Here is a 19,393-nt window from a genome sequence, read left to right as displayed (position 1 = left end):
CAGATGCTGCACCATGTTCTTGCGACAATTCGTAAATAATAACAACGCCGCCGTGGTGGAGATGAGCAAGGCCGATTTTCTCAGGGCAAACCTGCGCCTGATCCTCGCCTGGCCCCTGCTATGCCTGGCCCTGTGCGCCGTGCTGTGGACGGCCACCCTGCTGCAACTGGAAGCGGAAAAGAAGGTGGCCCAGCAGCAGGCGCTCGACAGCGTGGCCTCGCAGTCGAAGGCGTATGGCCAGTATCTGCTGCGCACCCTGGAACAGATGGACCAGCTGACCCTGCAGCTCAAGTATGAATGGGAAAACTCGCACGACCACCTGCGCCTGGACCAGCTGAAGACCCAGGGCATGTATGCCTTGCCGCAATTTGCCATCGTCGCCATCCTCGACCGCAAGGGCCATGCCGTGACGGCCACGGCGCCCCTGACGCGGCTGCGTACGAACGAGCGCAGCGATTTCCTGCTGCGCCACTGGCGCAGCAATTCCAGCGCCCTGCGCATCGCGCTGGGGCGGGCGAATGGGGCCAACGGCGCTGCGGCGCCAGGCGCCGACGACAGCCTCGTGCACTTCACGCGCCGCCTGGAAGACGAGGACGGCAATTTTGACGGCGTGCTGCTCATTTCCATCCATTCCAGCTATTTCTCCGAGTTTTATGACAGCGTCAACTTTGGCAAGCTGGGCATGTCCGCCATGGTGGGCGAGGAGGGGGAACTGTTCAGCACGCGCCTGGGCTCGCGCGTGCTGCCCGTGCACGGGGGCCAGCGCAGCCAGGGCACGCCGTTTCTCGACACGAGTTTCCTGGAAACGGACAGCGGCGCCATGGAATCGGGCGGCAGGGTGGCTTTTTCCGACAAGCAAAACCGCTACGTGGGCTGGCAGGCGCTGAAAGCCTATCCGTTCACGGCCGTCGTCGGCCTGGCCGACAGCGAAATGCTGCATCCCTACGAGGAAACGCGCACCATCTATACCGTCATCGCCCTGGGCGTGACCGTGCTGCTGCTGGCCTTCACGGTGATTGCCACCGTGCTGTCGCTGCGCCTGGCCTGGCGCCACCACCAGTCCGAGGGCGTGCGCAACGCCTACCGCATGGCCACCGAAGGCACGAGCGACGGCTTTTACATCATTTCCGCCCTGCGCGGCGACGATGGCGCCATCGTCGACTTCGAGATCGTCGACTGCAACGAGCCGGGCGCCGGCTACTTCGGCGTGCGGCGCGAGCAGCTGCTGGGCATGCGACTGCAGTCGCGCGCACACGAGCCGTATTTCCGCGACCTCATCCATAACTACCGGGCCGCCATGCAGTCGGGCTTTTCCGAGGAAGAGATCGAATTGCCGGATGGCAATCCATTCAAGCTGCGCTGGATACGCCGGCGCCTCGTGCGCAGCGGCGACCGCCTGGCCGTCACCCTGCAGGATATCAGCACGGCCAAGGAGCACGAGCGCGACCTGCGCCGCCTGGCCAACGAGGATGGCTTGACGGGCTTGCCCAACCGCTACTGGCTGCAGCAGTTCCTGCCCGGGGCGCTGGCGCGCGCCGCCATCGCGCAGCACATGCTGGCGCTGCTGTTCATCGACCTGGACGGCTTCAAGGATATCAACGACACCCAGGGCCACGCCGAAGGCGACAAGGTGCTGCGCGCCGCCTCCTTGCGCCTGAAGGCCGTGCTGCGCCCGGGCGACCACGTGGTGCGCCTGGGCGGCGACGAATTCGTCGTCGTGCTCGACCCGGTGGAGGACGACAGCCGCGCCGAGCAGGTGGCGCAGCGCATCGCCATCGCCTTCGACGAGCCTTTCTACCTGGGCAGCGAACGCCACAAGATGGGCGCGTCGATCGGCATCAGCCTGTACCCGCGCGACGGCGCCGAGACGGAAGTGCTGCTGAAGAACGCCGACATCGCCATGTATGCCGTGAAAGTGGCGGGCAAGGGCCACCACCGCTTCTTCCAGCCCGAATTGTTCGAAACCATCCGCAACCGCCGCGAACTGGAGCAAAGCCTGGTGGCGGCGCTGGAGCAGGACCAGTTCCTCGTCGTCTACCAGCCCCGCGTCGACGCCATGAGCGGGCAGCTGTGCAGCATGGAAGCGCTGGTGCGCTGGCGCCATCCGCAGCACGGCATGGTGCCGCCGCTGGAATTCATCCCCGTGGCCGAGAGCAGCGGCCTCATTTCGCAGCTGGGCGAAGTCGTCATCGAAAAAGTGTGCCAGCAGATGGCGCGCTGGCAGGCGGCCGGGCAGGAGCTGGTGCCCGTCTCCATCAACGTCTCGGCGCGCCAGTTCGGGCGCGGCGACGTGCACCAGGTGCTGGCCTCCGCGCTGGCGCGCCACCGCATCGATGCGCGCATGATCGAGGTGGAGATCACGGAATCGGCCATGATGGATGAACAGAACCGCGCCGTGGAGCAGCTGTCCGCCATCCGCGCGCTGGGCGTGCGCCTGCTGGTCGACGATTTCGGCACGGGATACTCCTCGCTGTCGCAGCTGCAGAAGTTCGCCATGGACGGCTTGAAGATCGACCGCGCCTTCACCATGGAACTGGGCCGCTCGGAGCAGGGCGAGGTCTTCGTGCGCGCCATCCTGTCGATGGCGCATGCGCTGGGCATGAGCGTGGTGGCCGAAGGGGTGGAAACGCGCGAGCAGCTCGACATCCTGCGCGCCTTGCAGTGCAATGAAGTGCAGGGCTATTTCATCTCGCGTCCCGTGCCGGCGGAGCACATGCTGGCGCTGATGCGCAAGCGCTTCTTGATACCGCTTGCCGCCCCCGTGCTGCCCCCGTACAGCACCGTGCAGAGCGCAGAAAACAACGTCGTTTCATAAAAAGAGCGATCGTTCGCTTTTTTTTCAAAAATATTATATGCTTCGCTCATGCCGTCTGTGAATTGGAGTTCACGGCGGCAAGAAAAGTGCAGGACGGGTGAGATGGACTGCCCGAGACAGTGTGCCGAAGAAACTGAACACTCCTGGAAAGCCGTCGCGGACGGACGGGAGCTGTGGCCGGGAAGCCCGGCCGTGCACATGCACGGCGGGCATCGCAGGCTGCGCACCGCGCCGCGCAGCTGGTTTTTTGCCGGGTGTTTTAATTCATATAATAAAGAGAGACCAACTTGAAACATAAATATCTGCCCCTCCTGATCGTCGCCGCGTTCGCCGGCATTTCCTCCACCGCACAAGCGTCGGGCTACCGCTTCGGTTCGCAAAGCGTATCGGGCCAGGGCACGGCCGACGCGAACAGCGCCGAAGCGGCCGATGCCTCGACCATTTTCTACAATCCGGCCGGCATGTCGCGCCTGGAAGGCACGCAGCTGGTCGGCGGCGGCACCATCGTCGTGCCCCATTCGACCTACGACGACACGGGCTCGAAGACGTTCACGGGCCGCAACCCGGGCGGCACGACCAAGGATTACGCGCCCGACGCGGTCTTTGCGCCAGCCCTGTACGCAAGCAAGAAGGTCAACGACCAGTGGACCGTCGGCATGGGCCTGTTCGTGCCGTACGGCGCCAAGCTCGATTACGGCAACGACTGGAGCGGCCGCTATGCGATCACCAACATCAAGCTCGAAGCCATCGCCCTGAATCCTTCCGTATCCTTCAAGCTGGACCAGCACCACTCCTTCGGCTTCGGCGTCACGGCCGAATACATGAAGGCCGAACTGGGCCAGGCCGTCGACGTGCCGGGCACGGTGGCCTTCCTGGGCGCGCATGCGCCGGCCGCATCGCAAGCCTTCCTGGCCAATATCGCCAAGACGCAGGGCCTGGCCGCGGCGCAGGCTGCCGGCGCCGCGCTGCAGGGCGCCAAGGATGGCCATGCCTCCATGGATGGCGATGACTGGGGCTTCGGCTTCAACCTGGGCTACCTGTATCAGCTGAACGAAGGCACGCGTTTCGGTATTTCCTACCGCTCGTCCATTTCGCACAAGCTGAAAGGCGACACGATCTGGGACTTCTCGCAAGTGTCGAACAACGCCGCTGTGAATGGCTTCATTTCCGCCGCTTCGGGCAAGGTCAATTCCAAGGCGCTGGTGGAAGTGCGCACGCCGGAAACCGTGTCGATCAACGCCTTCCACCAGATGGATGACAAGTGGGCCTTGATGGGCGACGTCACCTGGACCCGTACCTCGCGCCTGGAAAACCTGGACATCCAGTTCCCGCCGACGGCCGAAGGCCCGGAACGCATCCGCCAGAACTGGAAGGATACCTACCGCGTGTCGCTGGGCACCAACTACAAATACAGCGAAAACCTGCTGCTGCGCGCCGGTATCGCGCACGACCAGGCGCCGGTGCGCAGCGCCGAACTGCGCCACCCGGCCTTGCCGGACAGCGACCGCATGCAGTACTCGATCGGCGCCAACTGGAAGCTGAACGCGAACTCCTCGCTGGACCTGGCGTACAGCTACATCGACTTCAAGGATGCTGACGTGAACTACACGAATAACTGCTCGCCCGTGACGCCTGGCTGCACCGGCAACGGCGAAACCACCAAGGGCCTGTTCAAGACCCGCATGCAGTTGATCGGTATTGCTTATAACTACAAGTTCTAAGCAGGTAGTGGCGGCCGACCCGGCCGGCATGAACTGAATAAAAGGCGCCTGCGGGCGCCTTTATTCATGGGGCCTCGCTGGTCCGATGCCGGCTTGCTTTTTGAAAAATGTTAATTCATCATGAGGGACAGGTTCGACGCCCCCTTGATGGCGACGCACACGGAGAAAGGCAGGACATGCGAATGGACATGGATCACAGTGGCGGTACGACATTCCTGGCTCTGGCCGCGGGCGCAGGCCCCTTGCGGCGCAACCCCGGCTGCGGAAGGGGGCGGCCATGAGCGCCAGCTTTCCACAGCCGCCGTATGTCGCCCCGCATGGCCTGGGCGATACGCCCGTCGGCGCGGTGATTGCCTTTGCCGGAGCCCATGCCGGCGAGGGCCTCGAAAGCCAGGGCTGGATGGAATGTGACGGGCGCATGCTGGCCAGCCACCTCTATCCGGAACTGTTTGTGGTACTCGGCTATCTGTATGGCGGCGCGGACGGGCAGTTCGGCTTGCCCGATTACCGCGGCGCCTTCCTGCGCGGCGAGGATGCTGGCGCGGCACGGCAGGAAGGGCGGGCGCATGGCGCCGAGATGCGCTATCTGATCAAATTCACCTATGGCATGCGGGCGCGCTCGCCTTTTTTTGCCTAGTCGCGGCAGCTGCCCTGGGAAGCGGGGCGCCCCGCCTCATGCCGCCCGGGGACGCATGGCCTGGTCCAGCAGGGTCAGGGCCAGGCGCACGGTGTCGTCGTCCATCTCCAGCAACTGATCCCCCACATACCATTCCACCACGCTGTGCCCGGGCAGGGCCGCGTGGCTGGCGCGGCCGAACAGCCAGATGCCGTGGTCCGCGGCCACCTGGTTGCGGATGGCGATGGCCCGCTCGCGCGACACGGGCAGGTGCAGGTGCAGCATGTTGGCTTGCGGCCGGGCGGGATTGACGGCGATCGCCGGAAAGTCGCGCAGCAGCGCGTACAGCCATTGCGTGCGTTCGAAATAGCGGGGCATGGCGGCCAGGCGCGCATCGAACTGCATGGCGGCGGCCACCACGTAGGGCGTGCGATGGACGATGTTGCCGCCCTGGCGGCGGAACCATTCGCGCGCCCGCTCGACAAAGGTTCGGCTGCCGGCCAGCACGGCGCCACCGAGCCCGCCGATGCCCTTGTACAGCGACACGTAGACGGAGTCAAAGCCGTCGCAGATGGCGGGCAGGGGCTGGTCGAAACCGGCTTGCGCTTCCCACAGGCGCGCGCCATCCATGTGCAGGTGGATATTGCGTTCGCGGCAGTGCCGCTTGATCGCGCTCAACTCGTCCCACGAAGGGCACTGGCCGCCGATTTCGCGCATCGGCAGTTCCAGCTGCGCGGCGCCCAGCGCATCGGGCACGGCGCGCAGCTCGTCCACCGTCCACGGGCGGTGCGGGTCGCCGATCATCAGACCCTTGAAGTGGTCGAGCAGCTCGTGGTTGCCCCGTTCGTGGCGCAGGATGTGCGAGGTCGGGTGCAGCGCCACCAGGCGCGAACCACGGTCCTGGCAGGCCAGGCGCAGGGCCGTCACCTGCGTCATGGTGCCCGTGATGCAGAACACGGCCGCCTCGAAGCCGAGCAGGCTGGCGACCTTGTTCTCGAACTGTTCGATCAGCGCGCCCTCGCCATAGGTGTCGTGCGCAACGTCGTTCGCGTCGCACCAGGCGGCCATGGCGGCGAAGGTGGCGCTTGGGGCGGGCTGGCGGTGGCCGGGCAGGATGGTGTGGCAGCGCTGGCGCAGTTCGGTATCGGTCAAGGCGGTCAAGGCAGTTTTTCCTTACAGGGTGGCCGTGGCCAGTTTCGCACCAAAGCCGATGAACATGGCGCCCACGCCGCCGCCCATGCCGGCCGACAGGCGGCGACGGCGGCGGAAGGTCTCGGCCAGGCGGGCGCCGACAAAGATGATGGCCGTCAGGTAGGTAAAGCTGATCACCTGGCAGATCAGGCCCAGGCCGATGAAGGACAGCACGGGGTTCGGGAAGGCCGGGTCGACGAACTGGATGAAAAACGAGATGAAGAACAGGATGGCTTTCGGGTTCATCAGGCTGATGACCAGGGCCTTGCGGAAGGGATCGCTTTCCTTGGCGGGAGCCGCTACGGCCGCCGCTTCACCGTCGTCTGGCGCGGGGGCGCGCAGCTTGCGCCAGCAGCCGAGCAGCATCTGCAGGCCGATCCAGCCCAGGTAGGCCGCGCCGATGTATTTCACCACGTAGAACAGGGCCGGGCTGGCTTTCAGCAGCGAGGCGACGCCGCAGGCCGACAGCACCATCAGGATCAGGTCGCCGGCGAAGATGCCGAAGGCGCCCTGGTAGGCGGGCCGCACGCCGCGCTGGGCCGCCACGGACAGCACGTACATGGAATTGGGGCCGGGCAGGATGACGATGAAGATGGTCCCCAATAAAAAGGTCCAGAAATCGGTGATGCCCAGGTTGGCGTGGAATAAGGCGTTCATGGCTGTTTTTGCTTAGTTGATCTGTACGTGGTGAAATTGCAGTGCAGCAAGGTTGGCATAGATGCCACCCAGTGCGACGAGCGACGCATGCGTGCCCGTCTCGACGATCCTGCCGTCTTCCATGACGATGATGCGGTCGGCCCGCTGCACGGTGGCCAGGCGGTGCGCGATGATGACGGTGGTGCGGCCCACCATGGCCGCTTCCAGCGCCTTTTGCACGAGGCGTTCCGATTCCGCGTCCAGCGCGCTGGTCGCTTCGTCGAGCAGCAGCAGCGGCGGATTCTTCAGCAGGGCGCGGGCGATGGCGATGCGCTGGCGCTGGCCGCCGGACAGGCGCACGCCCCGTTCGCCGAGGAAGGATTTGTAGCCGTTCGGCAGGCGCTCGATGAATTCGTGGGCGGCCGCCATCTTCGCCGCCGCGATGACTTCCGCGTCGCTGGCGCCGGCGCGGCCGTAGCGGATGTTTTCCATGGCGTCGGCCGAGAAGATCACCGTATCCTGCGGCACGATGCCGATGGCGTCGCGCAGGGTGTGCAGGTCCAGCTGCTTGATGTCCACGCCGTCGAGGCGGATGCTGCCGCTTTGCGGGTCATAGAAGCGCAGGAACAGCTGGAACAGCGTGGTCTTGCCGGCGCCGGACGGGCCGACGACGGCCACCGTTTCGCCGGCGCGGATGTCGAGGCTGACGTGGTCCAGCGCGGCGGTATCGGGGCGCGACGGGTACGAGAACACCACGTCGTCCAGCGACAGGGCGGCGCCATTCGCGGCGCGCGCGGGCAGGGGCAGCGGCGTGGCGGGCGATGCGATTTCCGACTTGACGGCCATCAGCTCCAGCAGGCGCTCGGTGGCGCCGGCGGCGCGCTGCGCTTCGCCCATGACTTCGGACAGGGCGCCGATGGCGCCGGCCACGATGGAGGCGTACAGGATGAACTGGCCTAAATCCCCGCCCGTCATCGAACCTTCCAGCACGGCGCGCGCGCCCAGCCACAGGACAAACACGATGGTGCCGAAGACCAGCAAAATGGCGATCATGGTCAGGAGGGCGCGGGCGCGGATGCGGCGCATGGCTGTCATGAAGGCGCCTTCGACGGAGTCGCCGAAGCGCTTCGATTCGATCTTCTCGTGCGTAAACGCCTGGACGGTGGGCATGGCGTTGAGGATTTCGCCGGCCATGGCCGAGGCGTCGGCGATGCGGTCCTGCGAGTCGCGCGACAGCTTGCGCACCTTGCGGCCAAAGACGATGATGGGCACGACGACGAGGATGAGCAAGCCGATGATGATGCCGGCCAGCTTGGCGCTGGTGACGAACAGCATCACCAGGCCGCCCAGGAACAGCAGCACGTTGCGCAGCGCCATGGAGATGCTGGTGCCGACCACGGCTTGTATCAAGGTCGTGTCGGTGGTGATGCGCGACAGCACTTCGCCCGTCTGCGTCGTTTCAAAGAATTCCGGGCTTTGCGTGACGACGTGGCGGTACACGGCGCTGCGGATGTCGGCCGTGACGCGCTCGCCCAGCCAGGATACCGTGTAAAAGCGCGCGGCCGTCGCCAGCGCCAGGATGGACGCCACGCCGAACAGGGCGAGAAACACCAGGTCGACGTGCTGGATGCTCTTCGAGCCGGCCGCGCCGCCGAAACCGAGGTCGATCATCTGCTTGAAGGCGGCGGGGATGGCCAGGGTGGAGGCGGCGGCCACCACCAGGGCGATGCCGGCCAGGAAAAACTGCTTGCGATAAGGCGTCAAAAAGGGCATCAAGCCCTTGAAGGCGGCCAGGCTGCCTTTTTTCAGTTCGCGGCTGGTGCCGGTGTCGGGGGAAGGCGTTGCGGCTACTGCGGTTTTGCTGGTGCTGCCTGTTTCTGTGCTGGTTGTCATTGTTTTTCGCTTGGTAGGTACTGTATTTTGTATTGCTTATAACTTCATCGGCTGCACGTAGCCCGTCATTTCCAGGTAGGCGCGGCCCGCCGGCTCGCCGTCGCGCTCCACCGTCACGGCGCCTTCCCAGTACACGGCGCCGGTGGATCTGCGCGAATCGAGTTCCTGGTCCGGCTGCAGGGGCTTGACCTGCCAGCGCGTGGCGCCCGTGCGGATCTCGGTGGCGACCGGGTATTCGGCTTGCGTGCGGGGCGAGCGCCACAGCTGCGTGGGCGTGAAATCGACGTCGCCGGGGGCAAACTGCGTCATCTTACCGGACGCATCGCGCCATGTCGCGTGCGCCCATAGTTTAGCACCTGTCTTGCTGCGGATCTGGAAGGCCATCAGGGCGCCGCCGTCATCGAGGTTGGCGCCTATCCAGTTCCAGCCGCTGGCGTCCGCATCGAGCACCTGGCTGGACCACTCGTGATCGAGCCAGGTGGTGCCCGTCACGGCTTCCGGCTTGCCGCCCGCGCGCGCAATCGTGCCGCGGGTAGCCAGCTGCGGCAGGCTGTAGTAATAGCTCGCTTGCGCCGGGCGCGCGCCCTTGCGCGAGTAGCCGCCAACGCCTTGCAGCAGCACGGGCTGGGTGGGCGCGAGGGTCAGCTGCAGATTGAAGTCGCGCGCGGCCAGGCTGACCTGGTATGTGCCGTCGGCCTGACGCCGCATGCGCCAGCCGTCCAGTTTCACGTCCGTGTCGCCCACCCTGGCGTAGGCCAGGCCGAAGCCTTCGCGGGCGCTTTTCTCGTCGTGCAGCAGCTTGCCCACCTTCGGGTCGGACAGGGCTGCATGGCCGATGATCAGCTGTTTCGGTGCGAAGGCGCTGGGGTTGTCCGCGTCCGTGGCCGTGGCGCTGCGGAAGAAGGTCACCTGGTAGCCCAGCTGCTCGCCAGCGGCGGTCTTGACCCAGCCCGTGGCGTACCACCATTCCGTTTTATATGCGGGATGGGCGCCGAAATCGTGCGGCAGGCGCAGGGTCTGGCCGGCCGGCAGCGGGGTGACGGGGGCGAAGGCGGGCGGCGCGGCCAGGGCAGGCAAGGCCAGCGCCAATGACAGGATGAAAACACGGCGCATTACCAGTCCTCCCTGACGGCGCGGATGGGGCCAGCGGACAGCGCCTGGCGGCCCGCGACGAGGGCCGTGAGGGCCGCAGCCGTCAGCAGGGCGCCCGCCACGGTGGCGATCAGGGGCCAGGGCAGGTGCAGCTGCATGGTCCAGTGGAACGATTGGGGATTGACGATGAAGACCAGCACAAAGCTGATCAGGAGGCCCAAAATGAAACCGGTGGCGATGCCCAGCGCCGTCAGCGCGCCGCCTTCCAGCGCCAGGATGGACAGGATCTGCCCGCGCGTCACGCCCACGTGGCGCAGCATGCCGAATTCGCGGGCGCGCGCCAGGGTCTGCGCCGAGAAGGTGGCGGCCACGCCGAACAGGCCGATGACGATGGCAATGGCTTCGAGCAGATACGTGACGGCGAAGCTGCGGTCGAAGATCTGCAGGCTCAGGGCGCGGATGGCCGACGGGTTCGACACTTCCAGGCTGGCGCCGAAGGGCAGGGCCTTCAGGCGCTGCTGCAGCTGCTCGCCCGTGGCATCCTTGGCCAGCCACAGGGCCGCGTCGCTGACGTCCATGTCGCCCGTCAGGGCGCGGTAGTCGGCCAGCGGCATCTGGATGGCGCCGGAAGAACGCGCATAGTCGCGCCAGATGCCGGCGATGAAGAATGGGTGCAGGCCGCCGGCCAGCGGCAGCTCGATGCGCTCGCCCGGCTTGCGGCTGTACAGGTCGGCCGCCGCCTCGGACAGCCACACGGGCCGGCTGCCTGGCGGCACGGGCAGGGAATCGCCCACCAGCACCATGCTTTTTTCCGGCGCGGCCAGGTTGACGGGGCGCGCCAGGAGGATGACGTTGGGGCGGTCGGGCGCCAGCGACAGGGAGCGCAGGCGCTGGAAATCCACCCTGGCCACGCCGGGCAGGGCGAGGATGGCATCCTGTTCATGGGGGTTCAGGCCGCCGGTGCCCGCGCCGGAGACCGTGCGCGCATACAGGTCGGCCGGCAGAATCTGCAGCAGCCAGTCGTCGACGGAGACGCGGAAGCTCGACACCATGATGGCCATGGCCACCATCAGGCTGAAACTTGACAGCACGCCGCCCAGGGCGATGCCGGCCTGGCCCGAGGCGTTCGCCAGGCGCGCCAGGGTCAGGCTGCGCACGGGCGCATGGCTGCTGGCCTCCGTGCGCAGCCACGCCCCTTGCAGGGCGCGGAAGACGACGGCCGCCAGCTGCGGCATCAGGGCGATGGCGCCGATCAGCAGCAGGGCGATGGACAGGTAGCCGAACAGGGGCAGCTCGAACACGGGCGGCAAAAACGTCAGGGCGCCGGCCAGCAGCAAACAGGCCAGCGCGGGCCAGGTCTTGGCCAGGCGCGTCGTCACGACTTCCTCGCTGCCCGATTTCAGGGCGATGGCGGGGGCGGCGCGCGCCGCTTCCAGCGCGGGCGCGGCGCAGCCCAGCAAGGCCACGCCGAGGCCAAGGGCAAAGTAGACGAAGGCGGCGACGGGCGTGAACTGCACCTGCGGCTGCACGCCCGCGAAATAGCCGGCGCCCAGGTCGCCGCCGAAGTAGCGCAGGGCGATGGCCGCCATGGCGTAGCCGCCGGCGATGCCCAGCGCCGCGCCGACGATGCCCAGGCTGGCGCCTTCGAGCAGCACCTGGCGCAGCAGCGTTCCCCGCTCCATGCCCAGCACGCGCAACAGCGCGAACTGGCTGCGGCGGCGGATGACGGACAGGGCCTGCGTGGAAAACACGAGGAAGGCGCCCGTAAACAGGGCCACGAGGGCCAGCACCGTCAGGTTGACGCGGTAGGCGCGGCTCAGGTTATTGTTGCGGCTATTCTGGTTCTCGTCATTGGGCTGGCCCACGCGGAAGCGTCCCGGATACTGCGCTTCCAGCGCGCGCGCGAGATCGGCCTGGAAGGCGTCGCGGTTGACGCCCTGGCGCAGTTTCAGGTCGATGCGCGACAGCTTGCCGGTCTTGTTGAAGCGCCACTGCGCCGCGCCGATGTCCATCACGGCGATGCGCTGGCCGGCGCGTGCCCGCTGCAGCGAACCGGCCACGCGCAGCGCCACGCTGCCGGTGCCCGACTGCAGGGCAAGCGTGTCGCCCTGTGCCACCTTGAGCCAGCGCAAGGCGGCCGGCGACAGGAAGAGGGCGTCGTCGGCCAGGGTGTCGAAAGGCTGGCCTTCGGCGGGCGCGCCGATCAGGTCGGGCGAGATGAAGCCGGCGCGGAAGACGTCGAGCGCCAGGATGTGCAGCGCCCCGCCATCCTTGCCGGTGCTGCCGGCCACCCCGGCCTGCAGTTCCAGCACGGGCGAGGCCACGGCCACGCCGTCGCGCTGCGCCAGCCACGGGTAGATGCTTTCGTCGAACAGCGCTTCGCGCCCGGCCACCTGCACGTCGGCCTGGCCGGACAGGCTTTTCACGGCCGTGGAAAATTCGTTGAAGGCGGCCGCATTGATCAGGTGGATGGCAAAGCCCAGCGACACGCCCACGGCGATGGCGAGGATGGCGACGACGGCGCGCACGGGATGGGCGCGCCATTCGCCCAGCAGCAGCCAGCGCGACAGCAGGCGCGCTCCCGCAGGGTTTGCTGCCGGCGCACTCAATGCAGGCATTCGACGGCCAGGCGTTCGCCGGCGCGGCGGGCCTTCAGCTGGGCCGCGTCGCGGTTCTTGTCACCGGCGCCGACGGCGTCCTGCGCCGCCCATTTCTGCTCCAGGCGCAGCTGCGCGCAATGCTTGTCATGGATTTCGGCCTGTTTCGCGGCCCTGGCGCGTGCCTGGTCTTCCAGTTGCTCATGCTTCTTGCGCGCCGCTTCCAGCTGGCTGGCCACCCGCTCCTGGCGCGTGGCCGCACCCTTGTCGACGGCGGGCGGCGGCGAGGGCACTTCCAGGATCTGCAGCTGCCCGCCCGCGCAGGGCGTGGCGCTGTAGCTGGTGTGGCCGTCCTGCACGCATTTGTAGATGTCCTGCGCGCCGGCATGGCCGGCCAGGCCCGCGCAGAGGGCGAACAGGAGAAATGGCGTTTTCACAGGATTTTTCCCGGATTCATGATGTTCTGCGGGTCCAGCGCCTGCTTCACGGCGCGCATCAGCTGCAGTTCCAGCGGCGACTTGTAGCGCGCCAGGTCGTCCTTCTTCAGGGCGCCGATGCCGTGTTCGGCCGAGATCGAGCCGCCAAAGGCGTGGACCTGGTCGTGCACGATGCGGTTGATGGCGTCCTGGTTGGACAGGAAGTCGCGGTCCGTCATGCCGGCCGGCGGCGCCACGTTGTAGTGCAGGTTGCCGTCGCCCAGATGGCCGAAGCACACGAGCTGGCAGCCGGGGAAGGCCGCTTCCAACGCCGCATCCGTGATGGCGATGAAGTCGGCGATGCAGGAAATGGGCAGCGAGATGTCGTGCTTGATGTTCTTGCCCGCCTGCGCCTGGGCCAGCGGAATGTGCTCGCGCAGCTGCCACAGGCCTTCGGACTGCGCGACGGAACTGGCGACGACGGCGTCGTCGATCAATGCGTCTTCCAGCGCCGCGCCGATGCTCGCTTCCAGCAATTCCACGGCGTGCGCCTCGGACTGGCTGCTCGATAATTCGAGCAGCACATACTGCCCGTGCGCGTCGGTGAAGGGGCGGGGCAGCTGGGGGAACTGCTCCGCCACCAGCTGCAGGCAGTACTGCGACATCAATTCAAAACCCGTCAGGCTGGCGCCGCAATGGTCCTGCATCAGCGAGAGCAGGCGCAGGGCGTGGGCGGGCGTCGGCATGGCGGCCAGCGCCGTGATGCAGGCTTTCGGCTGCGGATACAGTTTCATGACGGCGCCGGTGATGACGCCCAGGGTGCCTTCCGCGCCGATGTACAGGTCGCGCAAGTCATAGCCCGTATTGTCCTTGCGCAAACCGCGCAAGCCGCTCCAGATCTCGCCCTGCGGCGTGACCACTTCCAGGCCCAGGCACAGTTCGCGTGTATTGCCGTAACGCAGCACAGCCGTGCCGCCCGCATTCGTCGCCAGGTTGCCGCCGATGGTGCAGCTGCCTTCGGCCGCCAGCGACAGGGGGAACAGACAGCCGGCGGCGCTGGCCGCTTCCTGGATGGTTTGCAGGATACAGCCCGCGTCCACGGTGATGGTGCGGTTGACGGGATCGAGCGCGCGGATGGCGTTCAGGCGCGCCAGCGACAGCACGATGGCCGTGCCGGCGGCGTCCGGGATGCTGCCCAGGACCAGGCCCGTGTTGCCACCTTGCGGCACGACGGGAATCCGCCATTGCGCGCAGGCGCGCAGCACGCCTGCCACTTCTTCCACGGTGGCGGGACGCAGCACGGCCAGCGCCTTGCCCGTGAACCGGTCGCGCCAGTCGGTGAGGAAGGGCGCCATATCGGCATCCAGGGTGAGCACGTAGGCATCGCCCAGCAGGGCGCGGCAGGCGGCGAGGAATTCGGCTTGTTCGCTCATGGACTGTTCATTCATTTCTTGATACTCACCTTGTTCACTTTGTCCAGCAGCTCTTTGGCCATGCGCTTTGCCGCCTTTTTATACGGGCGCAGATACAGCACGGCGCAGATGAAATACAGGCAGACGATGGCCGCCTCGCCCCAGGCCATCATGGCCGAGACGGGATTCGTGTCGCTGTAGCCGCGCACCACGCCCTCGGTAAAATACAGCAGGATCACCATCGACGACCATTGCAGCGTGTAGACGTCGCGCTTGATGACGCCATACAGGGGGATGAGCAGCGGCGCGGCCTTCAGGGCGACCCAGGAGCCGCCCGGATGCAGGGGGGCGACGAGCATTTCCCACAGCACGCACCAGACGATCAGGGTGGCCAGGCTGGCGATGGCGCCCCAGTGCAGGTATTTGTGCAGCGCGCCGTGCATCATGCGCCTGCCAGTTTCGCGGCGTTTTCCGCCAGGCGCCGGCCCAGCGCGATGGCCAGGCGCTTTTCATCCTCGCTGATGACCTTGTCGCCGTCTATGCCCGACCAGTGCGTGGCGCCGTAGGGCGAGCCGCCCGTGGACGTCGTCATCAGTTCAGCATGCGTGTAGGGCAGGCCCATGACCAGCATGCCGTGGTGGAAGAGGGGGATCATCATCGACAGCAGGGTCGATTCCTGGCCGCCGTGCAGGCTGCCCGTGGAGGTGAACACGCAGGCGGGCTTGCCGGACAGGCTGCCGGCCAGCCAGTCGCTGGCCGTGCCGTCCCAGAAGTACTTCATGGCGGCGGCCATGTTGCCGAAGCGCGTGGGCGAACCCAGGGCCAGGCCAGCGCATTCCTGCAAGTCGTCCAGTTCCACGTAGGGCGCGCCATCGGGCGGCACCTCGGGCGCCGTCGCCTCGGTCACCGTGGAGACGGCAGGCACGGTACGCAGGCGGGCATCGCAGCCTGGCACGCTTTCCACTCCCTGGGCTATCAGTTCGGCCAGCTGGCGCGTGGCGCCATGGCGTGAATAAAACAATACAAGAATAATCAGATTGGTTGGCTTCATCGTTGGTATTATAGGGCGCTTTACAGCCTGATACGACTGCTGTCATGGCGCCGTTCTGATTTTGCACATGTTTTCAAACTATATCTTCCCGTTCTTTCAATACCTGTGGCGGGTCCTGGGCCTGGGCCTCGATGCCGTGCGCGGCCTGACGTGGTCCGAAACGCGCGACCTGCTGCAGTTCGCGCGCCGCCGCGTGCGCGAGGAAAGCCTGCCGCAGGTGGCGGGCAGCCTCACGTTTGCCACCGTATTCGCGCTGGTGCCGCTGCTCACCCTGGCGCTGGCCATCTTCACGACGTTTCCCTTATTCAACACCTTCCGCCACGCGCTGGAAGACTATTTCGTGCAAAGCGTCATGCCCAAGGGCATTTCGAACACCATCCTCGACTACCTGACGACGTTCGCCTCGAAGGCCACGCGCCTGTCGGCCATCGGCGCGGGCGCCCTGATCGTCACCTCGGTGGGCATGATGGGCTTGATCGAGCGCGTCTTCAACCGCATCTGGCGCGTGCGCCAGGAGCGCCGCTGGACCAAGCGCCTGCTCGTCTACTGGGCCATCGTCACCCTGGGCCCGCTGCTGGTGGGCGTGTCGCTGACGGTGACGTCGCGCCTCTTCATGGCCACCAGCGGCGTGGTGGGCGCCGTGCCCTTCCTCGGCACCGTGTTCTATACCCTGGTATCGATCGGCCTGACCATGCTGGCGTTCACCCTGCTGTACATCGCCGTGCCGAACCGCGACGTGGACTGGCGCGATGCGGCCTGGGGCGGCTTGCTGGCCGCGCTGGCGTTCGAGGTGGCCAAGCGGGGCTTCGGTGAATTCATCCAGGAATTCCCCACCTATTCGCGCATCTACGGCGCGCTGGCCGCCTTGCCGCTGTTCCTCGTGTGGATATACCTGAGCTGGATGATCACCCTGGTAGGCGCCTTGCTGGTGGCCGCCTTGCCCGTCGTGAAATACGAGCGCTGGTGGTACGAGGCGGCGCCGGGCAGCGAATTCGTCGACGCCGTCGCCATCCTGAAAGTGCTGCACCAGGCGTGCCACTGCGCCGATTCGGCCCTGGTGGGCGCGGCCGAGATCCGCCGCAGCACGCGCCTGGGCTTCGAGGAGATGGAAAACCTGCTCGACAAGATGGTGCTGCAGGGCTGGGTGGGCAGGGTCAACGTGGAGGGAGCCGTGCGGGTGCAGTGGGGCAAGCGCGTCGCCGACAGTTCCGACCACTGGGTCTTGCTGGGCAATGTCAACCGCATCACCCTGGCCGACGTCTACCGCCTGTTCGTCTTCGGCGGCATGCGCGTCAATTCCGGCTACCCGGCCGGTTCCACCAACGAGCGCGACATCAAGGCGGCGGAGGAAGCGGCCGCGCTGGCGGCGCAGGTGGAAAACGCGGTGGAGCAGGGCCTGGGCATGAGCCTGGCGCAGCATTTCGGGGAAGTGCGCTGCAACTGACCTCGTTTACAGCAGTGCGGGGCGCAGCGCCGCCTGCCGCACCGCGCCCAGATAATACGCGTCCTCGCCGCCGTGCAGGTTGACGGAGCGCCGCCGATGCGGCGCCAGGCCCCCGGCCATGGCGTCGGCTTGCTGGTCCGGCCAGGCAAAGTCCCGCAGCGCGGGCAGCCGGATGTGCCGGCCAACGAGGGCGATACGCTCCGCCGACTTCCCGTCCGGCGTGGTGCCGCGGGGTCAGCCCATCGGCGGTTGTGGACTCAGGGTTCCGGCGGCATGAGCCAGTGGACCAGCGCGCTGCGGTCCAAGCCCAGGCGTTGCGCCACGGCGGCCGCCTCGAAGGCCCACAGGCCGTAGTAGCCGCCCGGGCCCTGCGTGCGCAGATGGCCGTTGAACCAGTCCTCCTGCACCAGCGCCGGGTGCCAGGTGGCCAGGTAATGGCGCAGGTGCGCCAGCTGCTGCGCGGGATCGTCCGCGTGCAGGCCGTCGTACAGGGCCGTGTAGGGTGCGGCGAAATACCATTCGTCGACGGCGGGACGGCGCGGGTAGACGGCGGCCAGCAGCGCCTCGTACACGCCATCCTCGCCATCGAAGGCCGTCTGCAGGGCGGCCAGGCGCATGGCCAGGTCGTGGCGGCCGAACAGCAGGCTGGCGCCCAGCAGTTGCAGGGTGCGCGCGTAATCCGTCAATTGTTCGAAATCAAAGGCAGGCAAGGCGTCGTCACCGTAGGCGTCGGCCAGGGCCGCGCGCGCCGACTCGCAGGCGGCGACGGCCGCTTCCAGTGCCGTTGCCACTTCCGGCAGGGGCAAGCCGGCCGTATAGCGCAGCGAAAAGACCTGGTAGGCCGTGCTGGCGGCCGCGCAGGCCCAGTAGGCCGCGTCGCCGCCGTCGCTTTCCGCCTGCGTCTGCGCGCGCGCATAGGCGGCCAGCAGGGTGTCGAGGTAGCGCAGGTTCTGCGCAAAATCAAAGGCGGCGGGCGGCGCCTGGCGCGGTGCATGGGGCCACGGTTCCTGCGCTGGCCGGCAAGCGTCCGCGCACTCGCGCTGGATGGCCCAGTCGGCAAATACCTGGCGCAGATAGGCGGCCGTGTCGTCGTCGTGGGCGATGGCGCCGGCACCCACCAGGGTCGTGCCCAGCAGCGTGTGGCCGGGGAAGCGGCTGCTTTCGTAGGCGATGGTGGTGACGCTCTGGATGGCCTTGCCGTCGCTCAGGTCGCGCACGCGGAAATACACTTCGTCCCAGCCCGCCAGCGGCGGCGCCGGCGGGCCGGCCGGCAAGGTGTTCCAGCCGCCGTCGGCCTCTTCTTCATAGGCGTCCAGCAGCGCATCGAGGCCGCCCGGGCGGTCGATGCGGTTGTTGGCGTCGTACTGCAGGCCCAGTTCGGCCGCGAAGGCGGCCGCGTGGCGGCCGGCGAACACGAGGTACTGGGCGTTCAGGGTGCCGACCAGCAGGTCCGTCCGCTGGCCCGCCACGCCCAGCGCCTGCGGCAGCCGGTACCAGTGGTGGCCGGGGATGCCGGCCATGGGGCCGCCCTCGGCCGCCTGCGGGTTGGCGCAGCGCAATTGCTCCAGCCAGTCGTAGCGCTCGCGCCGCGCCGCCTCCGTGCCGCTGCCGCGGCCGGTCAATTCGTCCAACAGGGTATTCAACAACATGGTGCGTCTATCCTAGAATCCTAAAAAACACGTGCGCGGCAGGCCGTCATGCCGACGTGCCTTGTGCGAACGCAAACAGCGCGTCCAGCACGGCGTCCGGCTGTTCGGCCATCAATTCGTGCCCGCTGTCGACCTGCACCACCGTGCCATGCGCGATGCTTGAGGTCAGCAGCCGGGTCGACTTGGGGGGCGTCATCATGTCGCGCGCGCCGAAAATGAACAAAGTGGGGCAGTGTACCGAAGCGGCGGCGATTTCGCCGTTCGCGTAGGCATTGCAGGCAAAAAAATCCGTGTGAAACACGTGCTCGGGGTTGATGGCGGCGATGCGCTGTTTCAGGCGCCGCGCGCCGCCCATGGCGTAAAAGCCGGGGCCGGGGAACGAGGGCTTTTGCGCGATCGACGAATGCGACCAGATATTGACCATGTCGATGGCCGCCTGCTCGTCGCTCAATGACGTTTCCAGCAGGGCGGGCGAGACTTTCATCGGGTAGGTCGAGCCGAGCATGGCCAGGTGGCTGATGCGCCCGGGCGCGAGGAATGCCGCTTCCAGCGCGATCAATGAGCCCATGCTGTGGCCGGCCAGCATGGCCTTGGCCGCGCCGGCCGCGTCCAGCACGGCCAGGACCCACTGCGCCAGTTCCTCCACGCTGGTTTTCGCCGCGCCGCCGCTGCGGCCGTGACCCGGCAGGTCGACGGCCAGCACGTTCCAGCCGTGGTGGGCGAAATAGCGCGTCTGCAGGGCCCACACGCTATGGTCATTCTGCGCGCCGTGGATGAAGACGGCCGTCGGCTGCTCCGGCTTGAATGGCTTGCCGCCCGTGTAGCAATAGGCCGTGGTGTTATCGATGGTGAACTGCATG

At 66.9% G+C, this 19,393-nt stretch carries 15 protein-coding genes; 4 read left to right on the top strand and 11 right to left on the bottom strand.

The genetic code is table 11. The features are described from left to right. The first annotated feature begins 13 nt into the window (after positions 1-13). From EBS11_RS00620 to EBS11_RS00610, 3 genes are all read left to right on the top strand, one after another. Positions 14-2,815, top strand: a complete 2,802-nt coding sequence (locus EBS11_RS00620; RefSeq protein ID WP_290599746.1) for an EAL domain-containing protein — start codon at positions 14-16, stop codon at positions 2,813-2,815. Between the two features lie 287 nt (positions 2,816-3,102). Beyond that, positions 3,103-4,536 carry an OmpP1/FadL family transporter gene (locus tag EBS11_RS00615; RefSeq protein ID WP_290599745.1) on the top strand — a complete coding sequence of 478 codons (1,434 nt, stop codon included), beginning with the start codon at positions 3,103-3,105 and terminating at the stop codon, positions 4,534-4,536. Positions 4,537-4,813: 277 nt separating this feature from the next. After that, on the top strand, positions 4,814-5,173 hold the full coding sequence (locus EBS11_RS00610; RefSeq protein WP_290599744.1) for a phage tail protein: 360 nt from the start codon (positions 4,814-4,816) through the stop codon (positions 5,171-5,173). Positions 5,174-5,209: 36 nt separating this feature from the next. On the opposite strand, the gene EBS11_RS00605 is transcribed toward EBS11_RS00610, so the two are convergent. The 9 genes from EBS11_RS00605 to wrbA are packed head-to-tail and all read right to left on the bottom strand — an operon-like array spanning position 5,210 to position 15,440. Continuing rightward, entirely contained in the window at positions 5,210-6,304 is a 1,095-nt protein-coding gene (locus EBS11_RS00605; protein WP_290599833.1) for a beta-eliminating lyase-related protein, read from the bottom strand. A gap of 21 nt (positions 6,305-6,325) precedes the next feature. Beyond that, on the bottom strand, positions 6,326-7,000 hold the full coding sequence (gene leuE, locus EBS11_RS00600; RefSeq protein WP_290599743.1) for a leucine efflux protein LeuE: 675 nt from the start codon (positions 6,998-7,000) through the stop codon (positions 6,326-6,328). A 12-nt stretch (positions 7,001-7,012) separates the two neighbouring features. Then, on the bottom strand, positions 7,013-8,872 hold the full coding sequence (locus EBS11_RS00595) for an ABC transporter transmembrane domain-containing protein (protein WP_290599742.1): 1,860 nt from the start codon (positions 8,870-8,872) through the stop codon (positions 7,013-7,015). A gap of 36 nt (positions 8,873-8,908) precedes the next feature. Continuing rightward, positions 8,909-9,985, bottom strand: a complete 1,077-nt coding sequence (locus tag EBS11_RS00590) for a carotenoid 1,2-hydratase (protein WP_290599740.1) — start codon at positions 9,983-9,985, stop codon at positions 8,909-8,911. Continuing rightward, positions 9,985-12,582 carry an FtsX-like permease family protein gene (locus tag EBS11_RS00585; RefSeq protein WP_290599739.1) on the bottom strand — a complete coding sequence of 866 codons (2,598 nt, stop codon included), beginning with the start codon at positions 12,580-12,582 and terminating at the stop codon, positions 9,985-9,987. The genes EBS11_RS00590 and EBS11_RS00585 overlap by 1 nt, the downstream gene beginning before the upstream one ends. Further along, complete coding sequence (locus EBS11_RS00580; protein ID WP_290599737.1) at positions 12,570-12,998, bottom strand: DUF4124 domain-containing protein; 429 nt, start codon at positions 12,996-12,998, stop codon at positions 12,570-12,572. The genes EBS11_RS00585 and EBS11_RS00580 overlap by 13 nt, the downstream gene beginning before the upstream one ends. Next, positions 12,995-14,410, bottom strand: coding sequence for an FAD-binding oxidoreductase (locus tag EBS11_RS00575; RefSeq protein WP_290599734.1), 1,416 nt, complete (start codon positions 14,408-14,410; stop codon positions 12,995-12,997). The genes EBS11_RS00580 and EBS11_RS00575 overlap by 4 nt, the downstream gene beginning before the upstream one ends. A gap of 11 nt (positions 14,411-14,421) precedes the next feature. Next, a complete protein-coding gene (locus EBS11_RS00570) occupies positions 14,422-14,835 on the bottom strand; it encodes a DUF2069 domain-containing protein (RefSeq protein WP_290599733.1) in 414 nt (137 codons plus the stop codon). Further along, positions 14,832-15,440, bottom strand: a complete 609-nt coding sequence (gene wrbA, locus EBS11_RS00565; protein ID WP_290599732.1) for an NAD(P)H:quinone oxidoreductase — start codon at positions 15,438-15,440, stop codon at positions 14,832-14,834. Before wrbA ends, EBS11_RS00570 begins: the two co-directional genes overlap by 4 nt. Positions 15,441-15,507: 67 nt before the next feature. Here wrbA and EBS11_RS00560 point away from each other — a divergent pair, with 67 nt between their 5' ends. Then, complete coding sequence (locus EBS11_RS00560; RefSeq protein ID WP_290599731.1) at positions 15,508-16,884, top strand: YihY family inner membrane protein; 1,377 nt, start codon at positions 15,508-15,510, stop codon at positions 16,882-16,884. A gap of 257 nt (positions 16,885-17,141) precedes the next feature. Here EBS11_RS00560 and EBS11_RS00555 read toward each other — a convergent pair whose 3' ends face one another. Both EBS11_RS00555 and EBS11_RS00550 read right to left on the bottom strand, forming a co-directional pair. After that, entirely contained in the window at positions 17,142-18,533 is a 1,392-nt protein-coding gene (locus EBS11_RS00555) for a PoNe immunity protein domain-containing protein (protein ID WP_290599730.1), read from the bottom strand. Positions 18,534-18,579: 46 nt separating this feature from the next. Further along, positions 18,580-19,392, bottom strand: coding sequence for an alpha/beta hydrolase (locus EBS11_RS00550; protein WP_290599728.1), 813 nt, complete (start codon positions 19,390-19,392; stop codon positions 18,580-18,582). Position 19,393: the final 1 nt, after the last annotated feature.

Source organism: Janthinobacterium sp. (genome assembly GCF_009923995.1).
Taxonomy (GTDB): domain Bacteria; phylum Pseudomonadota; class Gammaproteobacteria; order Burkholderiales; family Burkholderiaceae_D; genus Janthinobacterium.
The sequence above is the reverse complement of the archived record's forward strand: the minus strand, read 5'-3'. Positions and strand labels throughout refer to the sequence as shown.